At 59.4% G+C, this 18,415-nt stretch carries 15 protein-coding genes; 5 read left to right on the top strand and 10 right to left on the bottom strand.

Annotation, left to right across the window (positions count from 1 at the left end):
* The first annotated feature begins 84 nt into the window (after window positions 1-84).
* On the top strand, window positions 85-1,125 hold the full coding sequence (locus CLU80_RS04580) for a patatin-like phospholipase family protein (protein WP_093435209.1): 1,041 nt from the start codon (window positions 85-87) through the stop codon (window positions 1,123-1,125).
* A gap of 123 nt (window positions 1,126-1,248) precedes the next feature.
* Here CLU80_RS04580 and CLU80_RS04585 read toward each other — a convergent pair whose 3' ends face one another.
* The 6 genes from CLU80_RS04585 to kdpF all read right to left on the bottom strand — a co-directional run bounded on the left by CLU80_RS04585 (window position 1,249) and on the right by kdpF (window position 9,533).
* On the bottom strand, window positions 1,249-1,947 hold the full coding sequence (locus tag CLU80_RS04585) for a response regulator (RefSeq protein WP_093435212.1): 699 nt from the start codon (window positions 1,945-1,947) through the stop codon (window positions 1,249-1,251).
* Window positions 1,948-1,995: 48 nt separating this feature from the next.
* Window positions 1,996-4,647 (bottom strand): DUF4118 domain-containing protein, encoded by a 2,652-nt coding sequence (locus CLU80_RS04590; protein ID WP_099756862.1) that lies wholly within the window; start codon window positions 4,645-4,647, stop codon window positions 1,996-1,998.
* A 130-nt stretch (window positions 4,648-4,777) separates the two neighbouring features.
* Window positions 4,778-5,323, bottom strand: a complete 546-nt coding sequence (gene kdpC, locus CLU80_RS04595) for a potassium-transporting ATPase subunit KdpC (RefSeq protein WP_093435218.1) — start codon at window positions 5,321-5,323, stop codon at window positions 4,778-4,780.
* 343 nt (window positions 5,324-5,666) lie between these two features.
* Complete coding sequence (gene kdpB / locus CLU80_RS04600; protein ID WP_038364325.1) at window positions 5,667-7,730, bottom strand: potassium-transporting ATPase subunit KdpB; 2,064 nt, start codon at window positions 7,728-7,730, stop codon at window positions 5,667-5,669.
* A 10-nt stretch (window positions 7,731-7,740) separates the two neighbouring features.
* Window positions 7,741-9,435 (bottom strand): potassium-transporting ATPase subunit KdpA, encoded by a 1,695-nt coding sequence (gene kdpA / locus CLU80_RS04605; protein ID WP_099756863.1) that lies wholly within the window; start codon window positions 9,433-9,435, stop codon window positions 7,741-7,743.
* Between the two features lie 8 nt (window positions 9,436-9,443).
* Window positions 9,444-9,533, bottom strand: coding sequence for a K(+)-transporting ATPase subunit F (kdpF, locus tag CLU80_RS04610; RefSeq protein ID WP_007899818.1), 90 nt, complete (start codon window positions 9,531-9,533; stop codon window positions 9,444-9,446).
* A 399-nt stretch (window positions 9,534-9,932) separates the two neighbouring features.
* Here kdpF and eat point away from each other — a divergent pair, with 399 nt between their 5' ends.
* From eat to CLU80_RS04625, 3 genes are all read left to right on the top strand, one after another.
* On the top strand, window positions 9,933-11,297 hold the full coding sequence (gene eat, locus CLU80_RS04615; protein ID WP_099756864.1) for an ethanolamine permease: 1,365 nt from the start codon (window positions 9,933-9,935) through the stop codon (window positions 11,295-11,297).
* A 129-nt stretch (window positions 11,298-11,426) separates the two neighbouring features.
* Entirely contained in the window at window positions 11,427-11,594 is a 168-nt protein-coding gene (locus CLU80_RS04620) for a DUF2897 family protein (protein ID WP_007908505.1), read from the top strand.
* Between the two features lie 137 nt (window positions 11,595-11,731).
* A complete protein-coding gene (locus tag CLU80_RS04625; protein ID WP_093435230.1) occupies window positions 11,732-12,286 on the top strand; it encodes a TetR/AcrR family transcriptional regulator in 555 nt (184 codons plus the stop codon).
* On the opposite strand, the gene fabF is transcribed toward CLU80_RS04625, so the two are convergent.
* From fabF to CLU80_RS04645, 4 genes are all read right to left on the bottom strand, one after another.
* Window positions 12,283-13,557, bottom strand: a complete 1,275-nt coding sequence (gene fabF / locus CLU80_RS04630; RefSeq protein ID WP_099756865.1) for a beta-ketoacyl-ACP synthase II — start codon at window positions 13,555-13,557, stop codon at window positions 12,283-12,285. The two genes, CLU80_RS04625 and fabF, sit on opposite strands and share 4 nt — an antisense overlap.
* Before the next feature lie 22 nt (window positions 13,558-13,579).
* Window positions 13,580-14,383 carry an SDR family NAD(P)-dependent oxidoreductase gene (locus tag CLU80_RS04635; RefSeq protein WP_099756866.1) on the bottom strand — a complete coding sequence of 268 codons (804 nt, stop codon included), beginning with the start codon at window positions 14,381-14,383 and terminating at the stop codon, window positions 13,580-13,582.
* 215 nt (window positions 14,384-14,598) lie between these two features.
* Window positions 14,599-14,934: a ComEA family DNA-binding protein gene (locus CLU80_RS04640; protein WP_093435238.1), complete on the bottom strand. Its 336-nt coding sequence runs from the start codon at window positions 14,932-14,934 to the stop codon at window positions 14,599-14,601.
* Window positions 14,935-15,044: 110 nt separating this feature from the next.
* A complete protein-coding gene (locus CLU80_RS04645) occupies window positions 15,045-17,039 on the bottom strand; it encodes a polysaccharide biosynthesis protein (protein WP_099756867.1) in 1,995 nt (664 codons plus the stop codon).
* A 357-nt stretch (window positions 17,040-17,396) separates the two neighbouring features.
* Between CLU80_RS04645 and CLU80_RS04650 the strand changes: the two genes are divergently transcribed.
* Window positions 17,397-18,335, top strand: a complete 939-nt coding sequence (locus tag CLU80_RS04650; protein ID WP_099756868.1) for an NAD-dependent epimerase/dehydratase family protein — start codon at window positions 17,397-17,399, stop codon at window positions 18,333-18,335.
* Window positions 18,336-18,415: the final 80 nt, after the last annotated feature.

The following is an 18,415-nucleotide window of genomic DNA, read 5'->3' on the forward strand; positions in this document are numbered from 1 at the left end:
ACGTCACCGGCGCACTCAACGACTTCGGCGATTGAGCCTGCCCGGCGATGGGTGCATTGTGGAACCTTGTCGGGAGGACGCTGGATGAAAAAAAAACGTGTCGCGCTGGTACTGGGCTCCGGTGGCGCCCGGGGCTATGCCCATATCGGGGTCATTGAAGAGATCGAGAAACGCGGTTACGAAATCGCCTGCATTGCGGGGTGTTCGATGGGCGCCGTGGTCGGTGGGATCTATGCCGCCGGCAAACTCGACGTGTACAAGAACTGGATCGAAAGTCTCGACTATCTGGATGTGCTGCGCCTGGTCGACGTGAGTTTTCGCCTCGGCGCGATTCGCGGCGAAAAGGTCTTCGGGCAGATCCGCAAGATCGTCGGCGAGGTCAACATCGAAGATTTGCGCATCCCCTACACCGCCGTCGCCGCCGACCTCACCAACCAGCAGGAAATCTGGTTTCAGGAAGGCTGCCTGCATCAAGCCATGCGCGCCTCGGCGGCGATTCCCAGCCTGTTCACCCCGGTGATGCAAGGCAATCGCATGCTGGTCGACGGTGGCATTCTCAACCCCTTGCCGATCGTGCCCGTGGTGTCGAGCCACTGCGATTTGATCATTGCGGTCAATCTCAATTCGACCAATCAGCGTCACTACAAACTGCCGGTGATCCAGCGCCCTGCCGCTTTTCGCTCACGCTTCGACAGCCTGATCAGTTCGCTGGGATCGAAGATGCCATTCCGCCGTACACAGGCCGAGCAATTGTTGCGGCTCGAACAGGAAGCGCTGCGCGCCGAAGCGGCGGACATCAATCCCTGGCTGGACGGCGCCGAGCCGGAGAGCCAGCAACCGGCAGCCGCGCCCGAGCGTGAAGGCGCACCGAAATCGGCGACTGGTTCATTCATCATCGATAACGTCGGGCCGGCCTCGTTGCTGGATCTGATCAACCAGAGTTTCGAGGTGATGCAGACCTCGCTGGCGCAGTACAAGATTGCCGGGTATCCGCCGGATATCCTGATCAATGTGCCGAAGCGGGTGTGCCGGTTTTTCGAGTTTTACAAGGCGCCGGAGTTGATCGCATTGGGGCGCGAGATTGCGCGGGATACGCTGGATCGGTATGACAGTGAGCAGGGATGACTGGCTAAAATTCTTCATTGAATTTGAGGACCTCTTCGCGAGCAAGCTCGCTCCCACATTTGGAATGCATGCCCCTGTGGGAGCGAGCTTGCTCGCGAAAGCGCCAGATCGGCCAATACAAAACTACAGGCTGTTCTCACTCAACAGCCGATAGCCAACCCCGGCCTCGGTCACGATAAACCGCGGCCGCGTCGGGTCATCCGCCAGTTTCTGGCGCAAATGCCCCACCACAATCCGCAGATAATGGCTGTCCTCGGTGTGCGTCGGCCCCCAGATATCCTTGAGCAATTGTTGCTGGGTAATCACCCGCCCCGGATGCCGTGCCAGTTGCGCCAGCACCGCGTATTCCTTGCGGGTCAGCGCCACTTCGACACCGTCGAGCAACACCCGCCGATAAGCCAGATCCACGGTCAGCGGGCCGAAGCTCAGCGCCGCCTGCTGCGCCTCCCCCGCCGGCGCCTGACGCAACAAGGCGCGAACCCGCGCGAGAAACTCCTGAATGCCAAACGGCTTGGTCACGTAGTCATTGGCGCCGCCATCCAGCGCCTGGACTTTCTGCCCTTCGCTGGCGCGCACCGACAGCACCAGCACCGGCGCCGTCGCCCACTCGCGAAACTCGCGCAGCACTTGCTGGCCATCCATGTCCGGCAGGCCTAAATCGAGCACCAGCAGGTCCGGCTTGTTCAGCGCCGCTTGCGCCAAACCCTCGGCACCGTTGCCGGCCTCAAGCACTTTATAGCCCTGTGAGGTAAGGCTGATGCGCAGGAACTTACGGATCTGCGGTTCGTCGTCGATGACCAAAATGGTCGTGGTCTGGCTCATGAATTCACATCAACACAAATGATTGGCAAGAGAGTAGCGCAGTCGGCTTCAGCCTTCATCGTCCATCCCCGGTTGCGTCTGCAACGGCAAGTGCAAAGTGATGCAGGTGCCGTGTCCCTCGATGCCGTCGGCGACGCTGATGCGCCCGCCGTGCGCGCCAACCATGCCCTGACAGATCGCCAGGCCGAGGCCCGTGCCCTGGCCGCCACGATCACCCCGGGCAGCGGTGTAGAACATGTCGAAAATCTTCGCCCGCTCATCCTCCGGAATCCCCGGCCCTTCATCGCTGACCGAGAAGAAAATCTCTTGGTCATTCGCGCCCGCACTCAGTTGCAAGCGACCGTGAGCGGGTGAGAAACGTGCGGCGTTTTCCAGCACATTGACCAGCGCCTGCTCGATCAGCGCGGCATGCACGAACAACAGCGGCAATTCACTAGGCACATCAGTGCTGACCTGCAACGGCGCGAGCACCGCACGCAGGCGATTGAGCGAACTGCCGACGATATCGGCCGGCGACACCCAGTCCCGCGCCAGCTTCAGCGCGCCGTGGCCGAGGCGGGTCATGTCGAGCAGATTCTGGATGTAGCGATCGAGGCGCTCGGCTTCATCGCGGGTGCCTTCGAGCAGTTCACGACGATCTTCCAGCGGGATCGCTTCGCCGAGGGCCAACAGGCTGTCGATGCTGCCGCGCATGGCCGTCAGCGGCGTGCGCAAATCGTGGGATACGGAGGCCAACAAGGCACTGCGCAGTTGTTCGGTTTCACCGTGCAGGCGCGCGGCTTCCAGGTCATCAGCCAACTGCGCGCGCGCCAGCGCTTGGGCGAGCGGCTGACTCAATGCGGTGAGCAAGCGCCGACGCTGGCCACTCAAGGTCTGGCCTTCTTTGGCGCAGACACCGAGCAGCGCCAGCGGCCCGTCCTCGACCGACAGCGGCCACCACCACCAGCGTCCGAACGGCAGCGTGCCAGTGCCCATGCCTGCCGGTTGATCGTGTTGCCAGGCCCAGTCAGCGGCGGCGCGTTCGGACTCGGTAAACTCCAACGGCCCGCCGGTCTCGACCTTCCAGCCGCCCTGCCCGTCCCGGTTGAGCAGGCATAACTGCAGATCGCTCCAGCCATTGAGGTGTTGCGCGGCAGCGCTGACCACCGCTTGGCGATCGGTCGCAGCGGTGAGTTTGCGCGACAGATCGAGCAGTTCAGTGGTCTCTTCCTGGGTGTCGCGCAGGGCTTGCAATTGCCGACGCTGACGCGCCGCGAGGTTGCCGGTGAGCGCTGCCATCAACAGGAAGAACAGCAAGGTCAGCACGTCTTCTTCGCGCTGAATGCTGAAGGAAAAATTCGGCGGGATAAACAGGAAGTCATAGGTCAGAAACGACAGCGCGGCACAGGCCAGCGCCGGACCGAGACTGCTGCGCACCGCCACCAGCAGCACCGCCGCAAGGAACACCAGCGAGATGTTCGGCAGCGGCAGCACGCTCGACACTGCCCATGCCAGGGCGGTGGCCAATACGGTGGCGACCAGCGCCAAGGCATAGTCGAACCACACCAGGGTCAGCGCGTTGCGCGGGCGCGGTTGATGCTGTTGCTGATCGCTGTCGAGGACGTTGATCTCCAGCCCGTGAGCCTGACGCAGCAGGCGCGCCGCGAGTCCGCCGCCGAACAGACGCCGGCGTAAATGTGGCCGGGACTGGCCGACCAACACCAGGCTCGCACGGCGTTCGGCAGCATGCTGGATCAGGGTTTTCGCCACCTCACCGGCGCGCAGCAACACCACTTCACCGCCCAGGCGCTCGGCCAGTTGCTGAGCGCTTTGCAGGCGCAGGCGCGATTGCTCGTCGCGTACGCTGCCGTTATCGACATGCACCAGACTCCACGGTAAATGCCGGCGCTGGGCAACGCGACTGGCGTGGCGCACCAGGCGTTCGGCCTGCGCATCACCATCGACGCCGACCAGCAAGCGCCCGCGCACTGCCGGGGCCGCCTGACCGAGTTGGCGATAGCCTTGGGCGAGATCGTTATCGACCTGTGCGGCAGCGGTTTGCATCGCCAGTTCGCGCAATGCGGTGAGGTTGGTCTGGGTGAAAAACGCATCGATCGCCGCACGCGCCTGCTCCGGCACGTAGACCTTGCCTTCACGCAAGCGCTCGAGCAATTCGCGCGGCGGCAGGTCGATCAGCAGCAGTTCGTAAGCTTCTTGCAGCACCCAGTCCGGCAGGGTTTCGCGCACTTGCACACCGGTGATGCCACGCACCTGATCGTTGAGACTTTCCAGGTGCTGGACGTTGACCGTGGTGAACACGTCGATGCCGGCGGCGAGCAGTTCCTGAATGTCTTGCCAGCGTTTCGTGTGGCGACTGCCGGGGGCGTTGCTGTGGGCCAGCTCATCGACCAGCACCAGTTTCGGTTTGGCCGCGAGAATGCCGTCGAGGTCCATTTCTTCGAGCATCACGCCACGGTATTCCGAGCGCACCAACGCTTGCTGCGGCAAGCCGCCGAGCAGCGCTTCGGTTTCGGCGCGACCATGGGTTTCGACGACGCCAGCGATGACTTTCACGCCTTGGCGCAATTGCGTGTGGGCGGCCTGGAGCATGGCGTAGGTCTTGCCGACACCGGGAGCGGCGCCGAGGAAAACCTTGAGCCGGCCACGGCCGTCACGGGGCAGGTCTGCTAACAGCGCGTCGGCGCGGCCGGAGTCGCTCATGCTGGGAGTTCTCTCTTGCTGATGTTGATTCGGTGTTCGTTATGGCCCCTTCGCGAGCAAGCTCGCTCCCACATTTGGAACGCGTCCTCCTGTGGGAGCGAGCTTGCTCGCGAATGGCAACATCACAGAACTACAGTTTTTCCAGTGCCATGTTCAGCGCCAGCACATTCACCACTGGCGGTCCCACCAGCGGCTGTTCGGTATGCGCATCGAGCAGTTGCTGAAGAGTCGATACCGGCAAGTTTCGCGCTGCCGCAACTCGCGCCAGTTGATAGGCAATTGCCGCCGGTGGCAAGTGCGGATCGAGACCACTGCCGGAGGTGGTCAGCAGGGCCAATGGCACTGGGCCTTGGCCGGGAACCTGGAGTTTGTTGGCGTCGTCGATCACGCGGGTTGCCAGTGCCGGATTGCTCGGGGCCAGGTTGCTCGCGCTGCTGGAAACGGTGGCAAACGCACCGGCGGAGGGACGTGGATGAAACCACGCATCGCCGACAAAATCCTGCGCGATCAGCGACGAGCCGCGGACCTTGCCGTCGGCGTCTCGCACCAGGCTGCCATTGGCTTGGGCGGGGAATGCGACTTGCGCAACACCGGTCACCACCAGTGGATAGGCGACACCGGTGACCAGGGTCATCAGCACCAGCAGGCTCAGGGCCGGACGTATCATTGTGGACATTTCAAGATCCTCGAATTCGTTGAGCAAACTTTTGCGGGGGGTCAGGGAGATCTTTTCCCCCTCACCCCAGCCCTCTCCCCCAAGGGGGCGAGGGGGAAAGGGAGCCGATTTCCATGCTTTTCAAAACTTGCGTTCGGCTCGGTATTTCAAGTCGGTGCAGCTCTCCTAAACACCTCGGTCAGTCCCCTCCCCCTTAAGTTCACGAAGGGAAAGGGAGCCGATCTTTGTGCAGTTCAAAACCTGAGTTCGGCTCGGTATTTCAGGTCGATGTACCTCTGTTGAGCCACTCGGTCAGTCCCCTCTCCCTCTGGGAGAGGGTTAGGGTGAGGGGCTTTTTCCGGCCTCACACCAGATGCAGCGCCGTGAGCAACATGTCGATCGCCTTGATCCCCACGAACGGCACCAGAATCCCGCCCAGTCCATAGATCAGCAGATTGCGTCGCAGCAACGCTGCAGCACTCGCCGCCTGCACGCGCACACCGCGCAGCGCCAGCGGAATCAGCACGACGATGATCAAGGCGTTAAAGACGATCGCCGAGAGAATCGCGCTCTGCGGACTGGTCAGTTGCATGATGTTCAGCACGCCCAGTTGCGGATAGATCGAAGCGAACAGCGCCGGCAGAATCGCGAAGTATTTAGCCACGTCGTTGGCGATGGAAAACGTCGTCAGCGCACCGCGCGTCACCAGCAATTCCTTGCCGATCTGCACCACGTCGAGCAGCTTGGTCGGGTCGCTGTCGAGGTCAACCATGTTCGCCGCTTCGCGGGCAGCCTGGGTGCCGTCGTTCATCGCCATACCAACGTCCGCCTGAGCCAGCGCCGGCGCGTCGTTGGCACCGTCACCGCACATCGCAACCAGACGACCATCGTTCTGCTCGTGACGAATGCGCGCGAGTTTCTTCTCCGGGGTGGCTTCGGCGAGGACGTCATCAACACCTGCTTCAGCGGCGATGGCGGCAGCGGTCAGCGGGTTGTCGCCGGTGACCATCACGGTGCGAATGCCCAGTTTGCGCAGCTCGGCAAAACGCTCGCGAATGCCCGGTTTGACCACGTCCTTGAGATGGATCGCGCCAAGCAGTTTGCCGTCAGCGCAGACCAGCAACGGCGTGCCGCCGCTCTGGGCGATCTTGTCGATTTCCCGCGACAGGGCCGGAGCCAGATCCGAGCGTTTTTGGCCGAGGAAACTCAGCAGCGAATCCACCGCACCTTTGCGGTAGACACGACCCTGATAATCGACGCCGGACAAACGGGTCTCAGCGCTGAACGGCACAGCGGTCAAGGTTTCCAGCGCCGGCTCAGGTTGCGGATGCAGACCACGCAGGTATTCAACGATGGATTTACCTTCAGCGGTCTCGTCAGCCAAAGAGGCGAACAGCGCACCTTCAGCCAGCTCGCGACCACTCACACCCGGCGCGGCATACACCGCACTGCAACGACGGTTACCGAAGGTGATGGTGCCAGTCTTGTCGAGTAGCAACACATGCACGTCACCCGCCGCTTCCACGGCGCGACCGGATTTGGCGATCACATTGAGGCGCACCAGACGATCCATCCCGGCGATACCGATCGCCGAGAGCAAACCACCGATGGTGGTCGGGATCAGCGTAACCAGCAGCGCCACCAGAAACACCAGCGGCAGGCTGCCGTTGGCGAAATGGGCGAACGGTTGCAGGGTCACGACCACCAGCAGAAAGATCAGGGTCAGGCCGATCAGCAGGATATCCAGCGCCACTTCGTTCGGGGTTTTCTGGCGTTTGGCGCCTTCGACCAGCGCGATCATGCGATCGAGGGTCGACTCGCCCGGATTGGCGGTGATCTGCACCAGCAACCAGTCGGAGACCAGACGCGTGTTGCCGGTGACGGCCGAGCGGTCACCGCCGGATTCGCGAATCACCGGCGCCGATTCACCGGTGATCGCCGCTTCGTTGACCGCCGCGATACCTTCAATGACTTCGCCATCACCGGGGATCATTTCCCCTGCTTCGACGCGCACCACATCACCCTTGCGCAGACTCGCCGCCGGCACTACCTGAAAGCTGCCGTTGGCCAGTTTGCGCCGTGCGCTGAGGCCTTCGCTGCCCGCCTTGAGGCTGTCGGCGCGGGCCTTGCCGCGACCTTCGGCCAAAGCTTCAGCGAAGTTGGCGAACAGCACGGTGAACCATAGCCACAGGGCAATTTGCGCCGCCACGAAAGTCGGTACATCGGCGTCAGGAATGAAGCACAGCACGGTGGTGAAAATCGCCGTCAGCTCAACCACCAGCATCACCGGCGAACGTTTCAGTTGCCGTGGGTCGAGCTTGACGAAAGCTTGCACCAGCGCCGGCCGCCACAGGGCCGAGATCGCGGTTTTCGGTGCTTCTGCCGACTTGGTCGGCTCTGCAGGTTTTGCAGGAACGTGCATATTCATGATGGATTCCTTAGAAGCCCATACTTAAATGTTCGGCAATCGGGCCGAGCGCCAGAGTCGGCAGGAAGGTCAGGCCGCCCACCAGCAAAATGGTCACGGTCAACAGGGTCACGAACAGCGGGCCATGAGTCGGGAAACTGTTCTGGCCGATCGGTGCGGTTTTCTTCATCGCCAGACTGCCGGCCAAGGCCAGTACCGGAAGGATGTAACCGAAGCGACCGATCAACATGCCCAGGCCCAGCATCAGGTTGTGGAAAGGCGTGTTCGCGCTCAGACCACCGAACGCCGAGCCGTTGTTAGCGCTCGCCGAGGTGTAGGCATACAGCAACTGGCTGAAACCGTGCGGGCCGGGGTTGCTGATGGTCGCCGCAGCACTGGGAACCGCTGCGGCAATCGCACCGAGCACCAGCACGCCAACCGGCATGACCAGCAGGGTCACCACCAGCAATTGCACTTCGCGCGCCTGAAGTTTCTTGCCAAGGTATTCCGGCGTGCGACCGATCATCAGGCCGGCGAGGAACACCGCGATCAGCACGTTGAGCAACATGCCGTAGAGCCCGGCACCGACACCGCCGAAGATCACTTCGCCGACCATCATGTTGACCAGCGCGACCATGCCGCTGAGCGGGTTGAGGCTGTCGTGCATGCCGTTGACCGAACCGTTCGAGGCGGCCGTGGTGGTCACCGACCACAGCACGGTAGCGGTGGTGCCGAAGCGCGCTTCTTTACCTTCCAGCGGCGCGGTCTGTTCGACGGCAGCGTTGTTCAGGGTCGGGTTCGGTTGATATTCAGCCCACAGCGAGGTCGCGCCGCCGATCAGGAACAGCGCCAGCATGCAGGCAATGATCGCGCGGCTCTGACGCAGGTCTTTGACGTAGTGGCCGAAAGTGAACACCAGCGCCACCGGGATCAGAATAATTGACGACACTTCAAACAGGTTGCTCCACGCGCTCGGGTTCTCGAACGGGTGCGCCGAGTTGACGCCGAAGAAGCCACCACCGTTGGTGCCCAGTTGCTTGATCGCAATCTGACTGGCCGCCGGGCCGAGCGGGATCACTTGATCAACGCCCTGCATCGTCACCGCATTCACATACTGCGCGAAGGTTTGCGGCACGCCCTGCCAGACCAGATACAGTGCCAGCAACAGGCACAGCGGCAGCAGACCGTAGAGGGTGGCGCGAGTCATGTCGACCCAGAAGTTGCCGAGGGTTTTCGTCGATTTGCGGCCGATGCCACGGCACAGTGCGACCAGAACGGCGAGGCCGGTAGCGGCGCTGACAAAGTTCTGCACGGTGAGGCCGATCATCTGGCTCAGGTAGCTCAGAGACGCTTCACCGCTGTAGGACTGCCAGTTGGTGTTGGTCATGAAACTGACGGCCGTGTTGAACGCTTGCGTCCATTCCATGCCCGGCAGATTTTGTGGATTCAGCGGCAAGTGATCCTGGAACAACAGAATCGCGAACAGCAGGAGGAAACCGGCGAGGTTGAACGCCAGCAGCGCCAGCGTGTACTTCTGCCAGCTCTGCTCGGCGTTAGGATCAACCCCGGCGACGCGATAACAGCCGCGCTCGACCGGACCGAGAACCGGCGTCAGCCAAGTCCGCTGACCTTCCATTACCTTGTAGTAGAAGCGCCCGAGGAACGGCGCCGGCAGCAAGACCACCGCAAAAAACGCGAGGATCAGCCAATAGTCATAACTGTGCATAGCCGCTCCTAGTTCCGATCCGCGCGCAACAGCGCAACCAACAGATAAATGAACAGCCCCACTGCCAACAGCAGTGACACCCCGTCCAGAACGCTCATGGAAGATCTCCGTGTTACGGCGTATTGCCGCGTGTGGAGGCATTGTCGGAAAGGAGGCTGTAAAGGAACGAGAGCGAGGGGTCTGGCTGGGCATAAAGAAAGCGTAAAGAGTGGGTTTATGCCGGCGTTACAGGTGGGTTTTGCGCCGTATGGGCAGGCCTCTTCGCGAGCAGGCTCGCTCCCACAATTTGAAATGCATTCCCCTGTGGGAGCGAGCTTGCTCGCGAAGACGGCATAACGAGCAACATCGCACTCAACTGGCGCACAAAAAGCAGCTATCCCACCGCGAACATCCCCGATACGACAGCTTTCAACTCATTACGACTTGTTTCACAGCAATGGCACGCCCACTGCACACGCCCTCCCCCGAGCTTTCCAAACCGTTCAGGGAGCAAACGCATGAACACACAACTCAAACCCACACTGGGCACCTTGCACCTGTGGGGCATTGCCGTAGGGCTGGTGATTTCCGGGGAATATTTCGGCTGGAGTTACGGCTGGGGCGTGGCCGGGACACTGGGTTTCCTGGTGACCTCGTTCATGGTCGCGACCATGTACACCTGCTTCATTTTCAGTTTCACCGAACTGACGACCGCGATTCCTCATGCGGGCGGGCCGTTTGCCTATAGTCGTCGAGCGTTTGGTGAAAAAGGCGGATTGATTGCAGGCCTGGCGACGCTGATCGAATTCGTCTTCGCGCCACCGGCCATCGCGCTGGCGATTGGCGCCTACCTGAATGTGCAGTTTCCGGCACTCGATCCGAAGCATGCGGCGGTCGGCGCTTACATCGTGTTCATGGGGCTGAACATTCTCGGGGTGAAACTGGCGGCAACCTTCGAGCTGGTGGTCTGCGTACTGGCGGTGGCCGAGTTGCTGGTGTTCATGGGCGTGGTCGCGCCGGCCTTCAGCTTCAGCAACTTCGCACTGAATGGCTGGGCCGGTTCGGATGTGTTCGGTGCGCCAGCGATTGCCGGGATGTTCGCCGCGATTCCGTTTGCGATCTGGTTTTTCCTGGCGATTGAAGGCGCAGCGATGGCTGCCGAAGAAGCCAAGGATCCGAAACGCACGATTCCAAAGGCCTACATCAGCGGCATCCTGACGCTGGTGTTTTTGGCCATGGGTGTGATGTTCTTTGCTGGCGGCGTGGGTGACTGGCGCACCTTGGCAAACATCAACGACCCGTTACCGCAGGCGATGAAAACCGTGGTCGGCGATAACTCCGGCTGGCTGCATATGCTGGTATGGATTGGCCTGTTCGGGTTGGTGGCGAGTTTCCACGGGATCATCCTCGGCTATTCACGCCAGTTCTTCGCCCTCGCCCGCGCCGGCTATCTACCGGCCTCGCTGGCGAAACTCTCGCGCTTCCAGACGCCGCACCGGGCAATCCTTGTCGGCGGCATCATCGGCATCGCGGCGATTTACAGCGACGGCCTGATCAACCTCGGTGGCATGACCCTCACCGCCGCGATGATCACCATGGCCGTATTCGGCGCCATCGTGATGTACATCATGAGCATGCTCAGCCTCTTCAAACTGCGTAAATCGGAGCCGAATCTGGAACGCACCTTTCGCGCGCCGTGCTATCCGCTGATTCCGCTGATTGCATTGGTGCTGGCGGTGGTGTGTCTGGTGGCGATGGCGTGGTTTAACACGTTGATCGGCTTGATCTTCCTTGGCTTCATGGCGGTCGGTTTCTGCTACTTCCTGCTGACCGGACAACTGCGTGCCGACGCACCAGCCGATGCGATGCTGACAGGTCATTGAGGGATTTCGGGTGTACCGGGTGCAAGCGGCCTAGAATGGAACCACTGCGAGTTCACTTCGCTCAAAAGTGGTATGCAGCGTTGCACGGCGAAATCCTCGTCCGTCGACCTGCCCTTAAGGAGAGCCGTTATGCCTTGGTATGCCTGGTTGATTCTGGTCGTTGCAATCGGCTCGATCGTGGGTGGATTAATGATGTTGCGCGACACCGCCAACAAGGTCGATCTGACCGATGAAGAACGCCGACGCGTTGCCCAACGCAATGCCGAAGCGGACGCCAAAGACGCCCAAGACCGTTGAACACAACCCCGCCTGATCGGCGGGGTTTGTGCTTTTTGTAGCCATTGGAGCTATCCGCACGCTTTTAGGAAGTAGAAGTACAGTCACCATCTAATTTTCCTTGGTTAAGATGCGGACATTGTTGCGGAGAGTTCCAGATGCGTTACTCGCAGGATCATAAAGCCCAGACCCATCAGCGCATCATCAAGGAGGCTTCGGCACGTTTTCGCAAGGACGGAATCGGCGCTACCGGCCTGCAACCCCTGATGAAAGCGCTGGGTCTGACCCATGGCGGTTTCTACTCACATTTCAAGTCCAAGGACGAGTTGGTCGAGAAGGCCTTGCAAGAGGCCGGCAACCAGGTCGATGGGTTATGTGCCGAGATTTTTGCCCAGGACAACGCGCTTGATGTGTTCATCGAGACGTATCTGTCCGAATGGCACCAGACATCGCCAGATGAAGGCTGCCCGCTGCTGACCATTTCTTCGGAGCTGGGCCTACGCGGCCAGCCGAGTCCTACCAGTGACGTGGTCCTCAACGCACGGCTGGAGCAGATCGAGAACAGCCTCGAAGGCGAGAACAGCGCTGACCGCGCCATCGTCATCATGTCGACCCTGGTCGGTGCACTGCTGCTGTCGCGCAGTGTCGCGGATGCCGGGTTTGCGCAACGCATCCTCGATATCACCCGCGATCACCTCAAGAACCGGGACTAAGCCTGCCAGCGCTTGAACAATACGCTGGCATTGACCCCGCCAAACCCGAAACCATTGGACAGTGCATACTCGATAGACATTGGCCGCGCCTGGCCATGAACAATGTCCACGCCTGCGCTCGCCGGATCGGGGTTGTCGAAATTAAGCGTCGGCGGCACCACCTGATCACGAATCGCCAACAGTGTGAAAATCGCTTCAAGCCCACCGGCAGCGCCGAGCAGATGACCTGTGGCCGATTTTGTCGACGTCACCGCGATTTTATTCTCTTCGCCGAAAACACTTTTGATCGCCGCCAATTCACCCAGATCTCCGACCGGGGTCGACGTGGCGTGGGCATTGAGATGCTGCACCTGATCCGGCTCGATACCCGCCTGCGCCAGTGCCAGCGTCATCGCCCGCCGCGCACCACTACCGTCTTCAGGCCCGGCCGTGAGGTGGTAGGCGTCGGCGCTGGTGCCATAGCCGACCAGCTCCGCCAGCGGCGTCGCACCACGCGCCAACGCATGCTCGAGGGATTCGATCACCAAAAGCCCGGCGCCCTCGCCCATGACGAAACCGTCGCGCCCGCTGTCGAACGGCCGAGACGCGCGCTGCGGGGTGTCGTTGTAACCGCTCGACAGTGCCCGCGCTGCCGCGAAACCGGCCAGACTGACGCGGTCGATGCAGGCTTCCGCGCCGCCACACACGGCAATATCCGCTTCGCCGGCGCGGATCAACCGCGCCGCATCGCCAATCGCTTGAACACCCGCGGCGCACGCCGTCACCGGCGCACCCAAAGGCCCCTTGAGGCCGTGTTGAATGGATACGTGACCTGCCGCGAGATTGACCAGAAACGACGGAATGGTAAACGGTGACAAACGCCGAGGACCGCGACTGTCGGTGGTGCGCACGGCGTCGGCAATCGCGCCAAAACCGCCGACACCGGAACCGATGATCGTTGCGCTACGCTCCTGGCTTTTGTTTTCTGAAGGATGCCAGTCGGCCTGCTCCAGCGCCTGTCGGGCAGCCTCCATGGCGAACAGAATGAAGCGATCCATCTTCTTCTGCTCTTTGGGCGGCGTGGCGCGATCCGGATCGAAACCTGCTTCAGCGTCCTCTTCCAGCGTCGGCACCGCACCGCCGACTCGCGTGGGTAAATCAGCGACCGTTGCCTCAGGCAAGTTACGCAAACCAGAGCGACCGGCCAGCAAACGCTGCCATACGACTTCGAGATCGCTGCCCAAGGGTGAAACTAGGCCCATGCCCGTGACGACTATTCGACGCGAATCCATACTGTGGTGACCTCTGATCAATTCAATTGCCGGACTTATAGCGTTGCGCTGCAGCACTGCGGGAAAGGTTCGGCGCCATGACATGGCGAGCCGCAACAAAGGCGTGCCATTCGCCTGCGTCAGGCAGCGAAGGAATGGTGATCAACTCGCCCTGATCCAGACCGGCCAGCGCCGCATCCACCATCTCGCCCGCCTCCATGACCATTTCTGCCGGAATGCCACTGGCATCGATACCGGAACGCTCCCAGATTTCGGTGCGGGTCACACCCGGCAGCACGGCCTGGATCTGTACGCCGGTGCCTTCGAGTTCAGTGTTCAGCGACTGGGTCAGGCTCAGTACATAAGCTTTGCTGGCGCTGTAGGTGGCGTTGAAGCGTTCCGGAAACAATGCCACCACCGAGGCGATATTGATGATCGTGCCACGACCGGCCTTGGCGAAACTGGCGGCTGCCGCCGAGGCCAGACGCGTGACAGCGGTGATGTTCAACTGGATCAGTCTCTCCAACTGGTCCATATCAGCGTTGGCCAGCAAACCGTCCGCCGCCACACCGGCGTTATTGACCAGCAGACTGATGCGGGAATCGCTGCGCAGACGTTGTTCGAGTTTGAGCACGTCATCCTTCTGCGTCAGATCGGCCTTGAGCACTTCAACCTGGACGCCATGGGCATCACGCAACTGGCTCGCAGCACTTTCCAGACGATCCTTGTCACGGGCAACCAGCAGCAGATCAAAACCACGCGCCGCCAGGCGCTGAGCGTAAATCGCACCGATACCGGACGATGCGCCGGTAACCAGAGCAGTACCTTGAGATTGTGCGGAATTCATGAGAATGCTCCTGGAATGCTTGATGACGGGAGTTGCCGATGAAACCTGCTGGCTCGACGCATCGGCGAATTATTATAGGCATAATCCAAACGCAATATGATAGCCGTAATTTTAAATCGTCGGACGACTGCCCTCTCTTCCACTACCCGCAGCCATGCGCTGCGCAAGTAAAAAAGGCCGGTCAATGACCGGCCTCTTGGCTTTGAACACTCAGCTTAGTTGACTTCCAGCTTGTCGCGATTGCGATCCAGAATCGCCTTACCGATACCCTTCACTTCCAGCAACTCATCCACCGACGCAAACGGCCCGTTTGTTTCACGATATGCAACAATCGCTTTGGCCTTGGCCTCTCCGACTCCCGCCAGTTCCTTTTGCAGCGTTGCCGCATCGGCATCGTTGAGGTCGACTTTTGCGCTTTGGGAAGGTGCAGTTGTCTCCATCACCAACGGCGCCTTGGGTGACTCCGCTGGCGCAACAGGCGCGGCAATAGCGGCGATCGAGGCGCTGGTGAGGAAAGCAAAGATCAGAGAATAGAAGTAACCGGTACGCATTAGTGACGCTCCATCATCGTTTGAGAAAGCAGCTTTTCCGAAGCTGCTCTCCAAACTTAGGTCATGGTGGAGGGATGTCAAAAATGCGTACGTTACAGGATGTGAAACAATCAGGGTTCGAGACGACGCTGCTGGTAGATCCAGTCGACGATCTCGCCATCGGGGGTATAGCCGCTGACGGTTTCGCGCAATAACTGGCGAACGCGCGAGTAATCATCCTCATCAACCGCCGCCAACAAACTGGCCAATCTAACCTTTAACACTTCCCAAGGTAGATGATCCTCATTGGCCGTCATGATCATCGGATGCGGTGTTGCAGCGACGTTGTCGCCGATCAACAGCTCTTCATAGAGCTTTTCACCTGGACGCAACCCCGTGAACTCGATGGAGATGTCGCCCTGCGGATTGCGATCGGAACGAATACTCAAACCGGACAAGTGGATCATCTTCTCTGCCAGTTCGACGATTTTCACCGGCTCACCCATGTCCAGCACAAACACATCGCCACCCTGCCCCATTGAACCGGCCTGAATAACCAGTTGCGCGGCTTCGGGGATGGTCATGAAATAACGGGTAATCTTCGGATGAGTGACGGTCAGCGGCCCGCCGGATTTGATCTGGCTGTGGAACAGCGGAATCACGGACCCGGAGGAGCCCAGCACATTGCCGAAGCGAACCATCGTGAAACGGGTTTTGTTAACCCGGGAAACTTTTGCATTGTCTCCGAACAATACCGGCGCGACTTCACGACTGAGCGCCTGAAGCGTCAACTCCGCCAAGCGCTTGGTACTGCCCATGACATTAGTGGGCCGCACCGCCTTATCGGTCGAGATCAGCACAAAATTTGCTACGCCGGATTGCAAGGCAGCCTGAGCAGTATTGAGCGTCCCGATTGCATTGTTCAACACACCTTCGGCGATGTTGTGTTCGACCATGGGCACATGCTTGTAGGCGGCCGCATGATAAACCGTGTCAACCTTCCAGGTTTTCATCACATCGAGCAATTTGTCCTGGTGGCGTATGGACCCGAGTATGGGAAGCAATCGAACCGGCGCCGACTCTCGAGAGCTGCGTTGCTCCAGCTCTGAAAGAATGTTGTAGAGATTGAATTCACTGTGTTCGAACAACAGAAGCGCGGTTGGCTCCAACGCAAAAATCTGCCGACACAACTCCGAACCGATCGAACCGCCGGCACCTGTGACCATGACAGTCTTGCCTTTGATACAACGCTCCAGAAGATCAGGCTGAGCTGGAACGGCATCGCGCCCCAGCAGGTCCGCAATATCGACTTCCTGAATATCTTCGACCTTGACCCGGCCACTCGCCAGATCGGAAAAATTCGGCACACTGCGAACATGCAGTGGAAAGCCTTCCAGCAAGTTAAGAATTTCCCGGCGCCGAGCACGAGTCGACGATGGCAACGCGAGAAGGATTTCCTGCGCTCCTGTGACGTCGATCATCTGCTGAATATGCTTGGGTTTGTAAACCTGCAGACCTGAGATCGAGCGATCGGAAATACCCGGGTCATCATCGATAAAGGCAACAGGGCGCATGACGCGCCCCATGCGCAGTGCGGCGACGAGTTGATTACCTGCAACACCAGCGCCGTATATCGCCACTTTGGTCAGACCATCATCGCGGTTGGCGAAAGGAACATGCTGCGCGGCTGTAAACCAGTCGCCCATGAAGTATTGCCGCATACATAGCCGCAACCCCCCGATGATGACCAGGCTCAACCACCAGTAATTGAAAATGATCGAGCGAGGCACAACCGCTTCGTGATTGCTGTACCAATAAACGACCAGAGCGAGGATCAGTGAAGAAAGGCTGACAGCTTTGATAATTACGACCAGCGCATCATTACCGAAGTAGCGCATCACCGCCCGATACATGCCAAATCGGATGAAAAGGGGGATGGCCACGAGAGGTGCGCAAACAAACAGCCAAAGGTGCACCTTCAAGGGATTGACCATCTCGTCGACCCCCAGACGCACAATAAATGCCAGCCAAAGCGCAAACCATACCAACATTATATCGGTAAGCACCTGAATCAGCCGTTTTTGCCTGCGAGGCAGACTCAGCAGGAAGACACGTGTTTTATCCATAAACCTCAACCGCAATGGTCTCATCCTTCTACTAACCCGATTCCATTGTACTTATGAAGCGAAGACCGAACCTGGATTTTTGGGTCCGCCCCAGAGTTTTGTCATTTATCGAGCCTAATAATACAGCCAGTCTAGCGGAACTCGACGCCCGCCTATCTCTGAGATGATTGCTCACCGACATCTACAACTCGATTGCGAAGCCGCATTATGGGACACTCAACGCCCGAGCATCGGAGCATGCACGAGCACAGGCCCTGCCGTTTGAGCAGCGAAAAGTCTATTAGTTCTCGCAGAAAAGCGCTGGCATCAGGGTAAGCATGCGCAAGATGCCCAGAAATCACATGAAAGGTTAACACCATGCCATCCTCCCCTATTCTGATCACCGGAGGAGCCGGGTTTATCGGCTCCCATTTGACCGACTCCCTTCTTGCAAAAGGTTATGCAGTCAGAATTCTCGATGATCTGTCGACAGGTAAGCTTAGCAACCTGCCAAACGCAAATCCCAACGTCCAGTTTATAGAAGGTGATGTCGCAAATGCAGACGTGGTCACTCAGGCAGTAACTGGGTGCCAGGCCGTTGTGCATCTAGCAGCGGTCGCCTCAGTGCAAGCCTCCGTGGACGATCCCGTTCGCACACACCAGAGCAACTTCATCGGAACTTTGAACGTCTGCGAAGCTATGCGTGTAGCAAACGTCAAACGCATCGTTTTCGCCTCAAGCGCCGCTGTTTATGGCAACAATGGGGAAGGACAACCGATTGGGGAGGAAACGCCCAAGGCGCCGTTGACGCCATACGCATCAGACAAACTGGCGAGCGAATACTATCTCGACTTCTACCGTCGTCAGCATGCCCAGGAACCAGTAGTGTTTCGATTTTTCAACATCTTTGGTCCTCGCCAAGACCCATCCTCACCTTATTCAGGTGTTATCAGCATCTTTAGCGAACAAGCACAAAAAGGCCTGCCTATCACGGTTTTCGGCGACGGAGAACAAACGCGGGACTTCGTTTACGTTGAAGACCTTGTGAAGGTGTTGGTCCAGGCAATAGAACTCCCGCACGTTGAAGAGGGCGCAATCAACGTTGGTATGAATCAGACTACTACCCTTAATCAAATGCTGGAGGCACTGAGCGAAGTCGTTGGAGGGTTACCCACCGTTAGCTACAGCCAAGCAAGATCTGGAGACATTCGCCACTCGCGAGCCAACAACCAACGGCTAGTGAAACGATTTACACTACCCAAGCAGACAACAATGAAAGAAGGCTTGGAGCGCTTACTGAAAAACCTCTCCAAGTAACGAAAGCATTTCACTATTTACGCATGAATGATGCTGACGTGGCGGAGCTCCGTGGAAACATATTAAAGTGCCAGCCCAAC

The sequence above is a fragment of the Pseudomonas sp. 29 genome (assembly GCF_002754355.1).
In the GTDB taxonomy this organism is placed as follows: Bacteria; Pseudomonadota; Gammaproteobacteria; order Pseudomonadales; family Pseudomonadaceae; genus Aquipseudomonas; species Aquipseudomonas neuropathica.

Bases quoted from the DNA above. Each gene is read 5' to 3' on its own strand.
- CLU80_RS04580 (WP_093435209.1), top strand. From the start codon at position 85: ATGAAAAAAAAACGTGTCGCGCTGGTACTGGGCTCCGGTGGCGCCCGG.
- CLU80_RS04585 (WP_093435212.1), bottom strand. From the start codon at position 1,947: ATGAGCCAGACCACGACCATTTTGGTCATCGACGACGAACCGCAGATC.
- CLU80_RS04590 (WP_099756862.1), bottom strand. From the start codon at position 4,647: ATGAGCGACTCCGGCCGCGCCGACGCGCTGTTAGCAGACCTGCCCCGT.
- kdpC (WP_093435218.1), bottom strand. From the start codon at position 5,323: ATGTCCACAATGATACGTCCGGCCCTGAGCCTGCTGGTGCTGATGACC.
- kdpB (WP_038364325.1), bottom strand. From the start codon at position 7,730: ATGAATATGCACGTTCCTGCAAAACCTGCAGAGCCGACCAAGTCGGCA.
- kdpA (WP_099756863.1), bottom strand. From the start codon at position 9,435: ATGCACAGTTATGACTATTGGCTGATCCTCGCGTTTTTTGCGGTGGTC.
- kdpF (WP_007899818.1), bottom strand. From the start codon at position 9,533: ATGAGCGTTCTGGACGGGGTGTCACTGCTGTTGGCAGTGGGGCTGTTC.
- eat (WP_099756864.1), top strand. From the start codon at position 9,933: ATGAACACACAACTCAAACCCACACTGGGCACCTTGCACCTGTGGGGC.
- CLU80_RS04620 (WP_007908505.1), top strand. From the start codon at position 11,427: ATGCCTTGGTATGCCTGGTTGATTCTGGTCGTTGCAATCGGCTCGATC.
- CLU80_RS04625 (WP_093435230.1), top strand. From the start codon at position 11,732: ATGCGTTACTCGCAGGATCATAAAGCCCAGACCCATCAGCGCATCATC.
- fabF (WP_099756865.1), bottom strand. From the start codon at position 13,557: ATGGATTCGCGTCGAATAGTCGTCACGGGCATGGGCCTAGTTTCACCC.
- CLU80_RS04635 (WP_099756866.1), bottom strand. From the start codon at position 14,383: ATGAATTCCGCACAATCTCAAGGTACTGCTCTGGTTACCGGCGCATCG.
- CLU80_RS04640 (WP_093435238.1), bottom strand. From the start codon at position 14,934: ATGCGTACCGGTTACTTCTATTCTCTGATCTTTGCTTTCCTCACCAGC.
- CLU80_RS04645 (WP_099756867.1), bottom strand. From the start codon at position 17,039: ATGGATAAAACACGTGTCTTCCTGCTGAGTCTGCCTCGCAGGCAAAAA.
- CLU80_RS04650 (WP_099756868.1), top strand. From the start codon at position 17,397: ATGCCATCCTCCCCTATTCTGATCACCGGAGGAGCCGGGTTTATCGGC.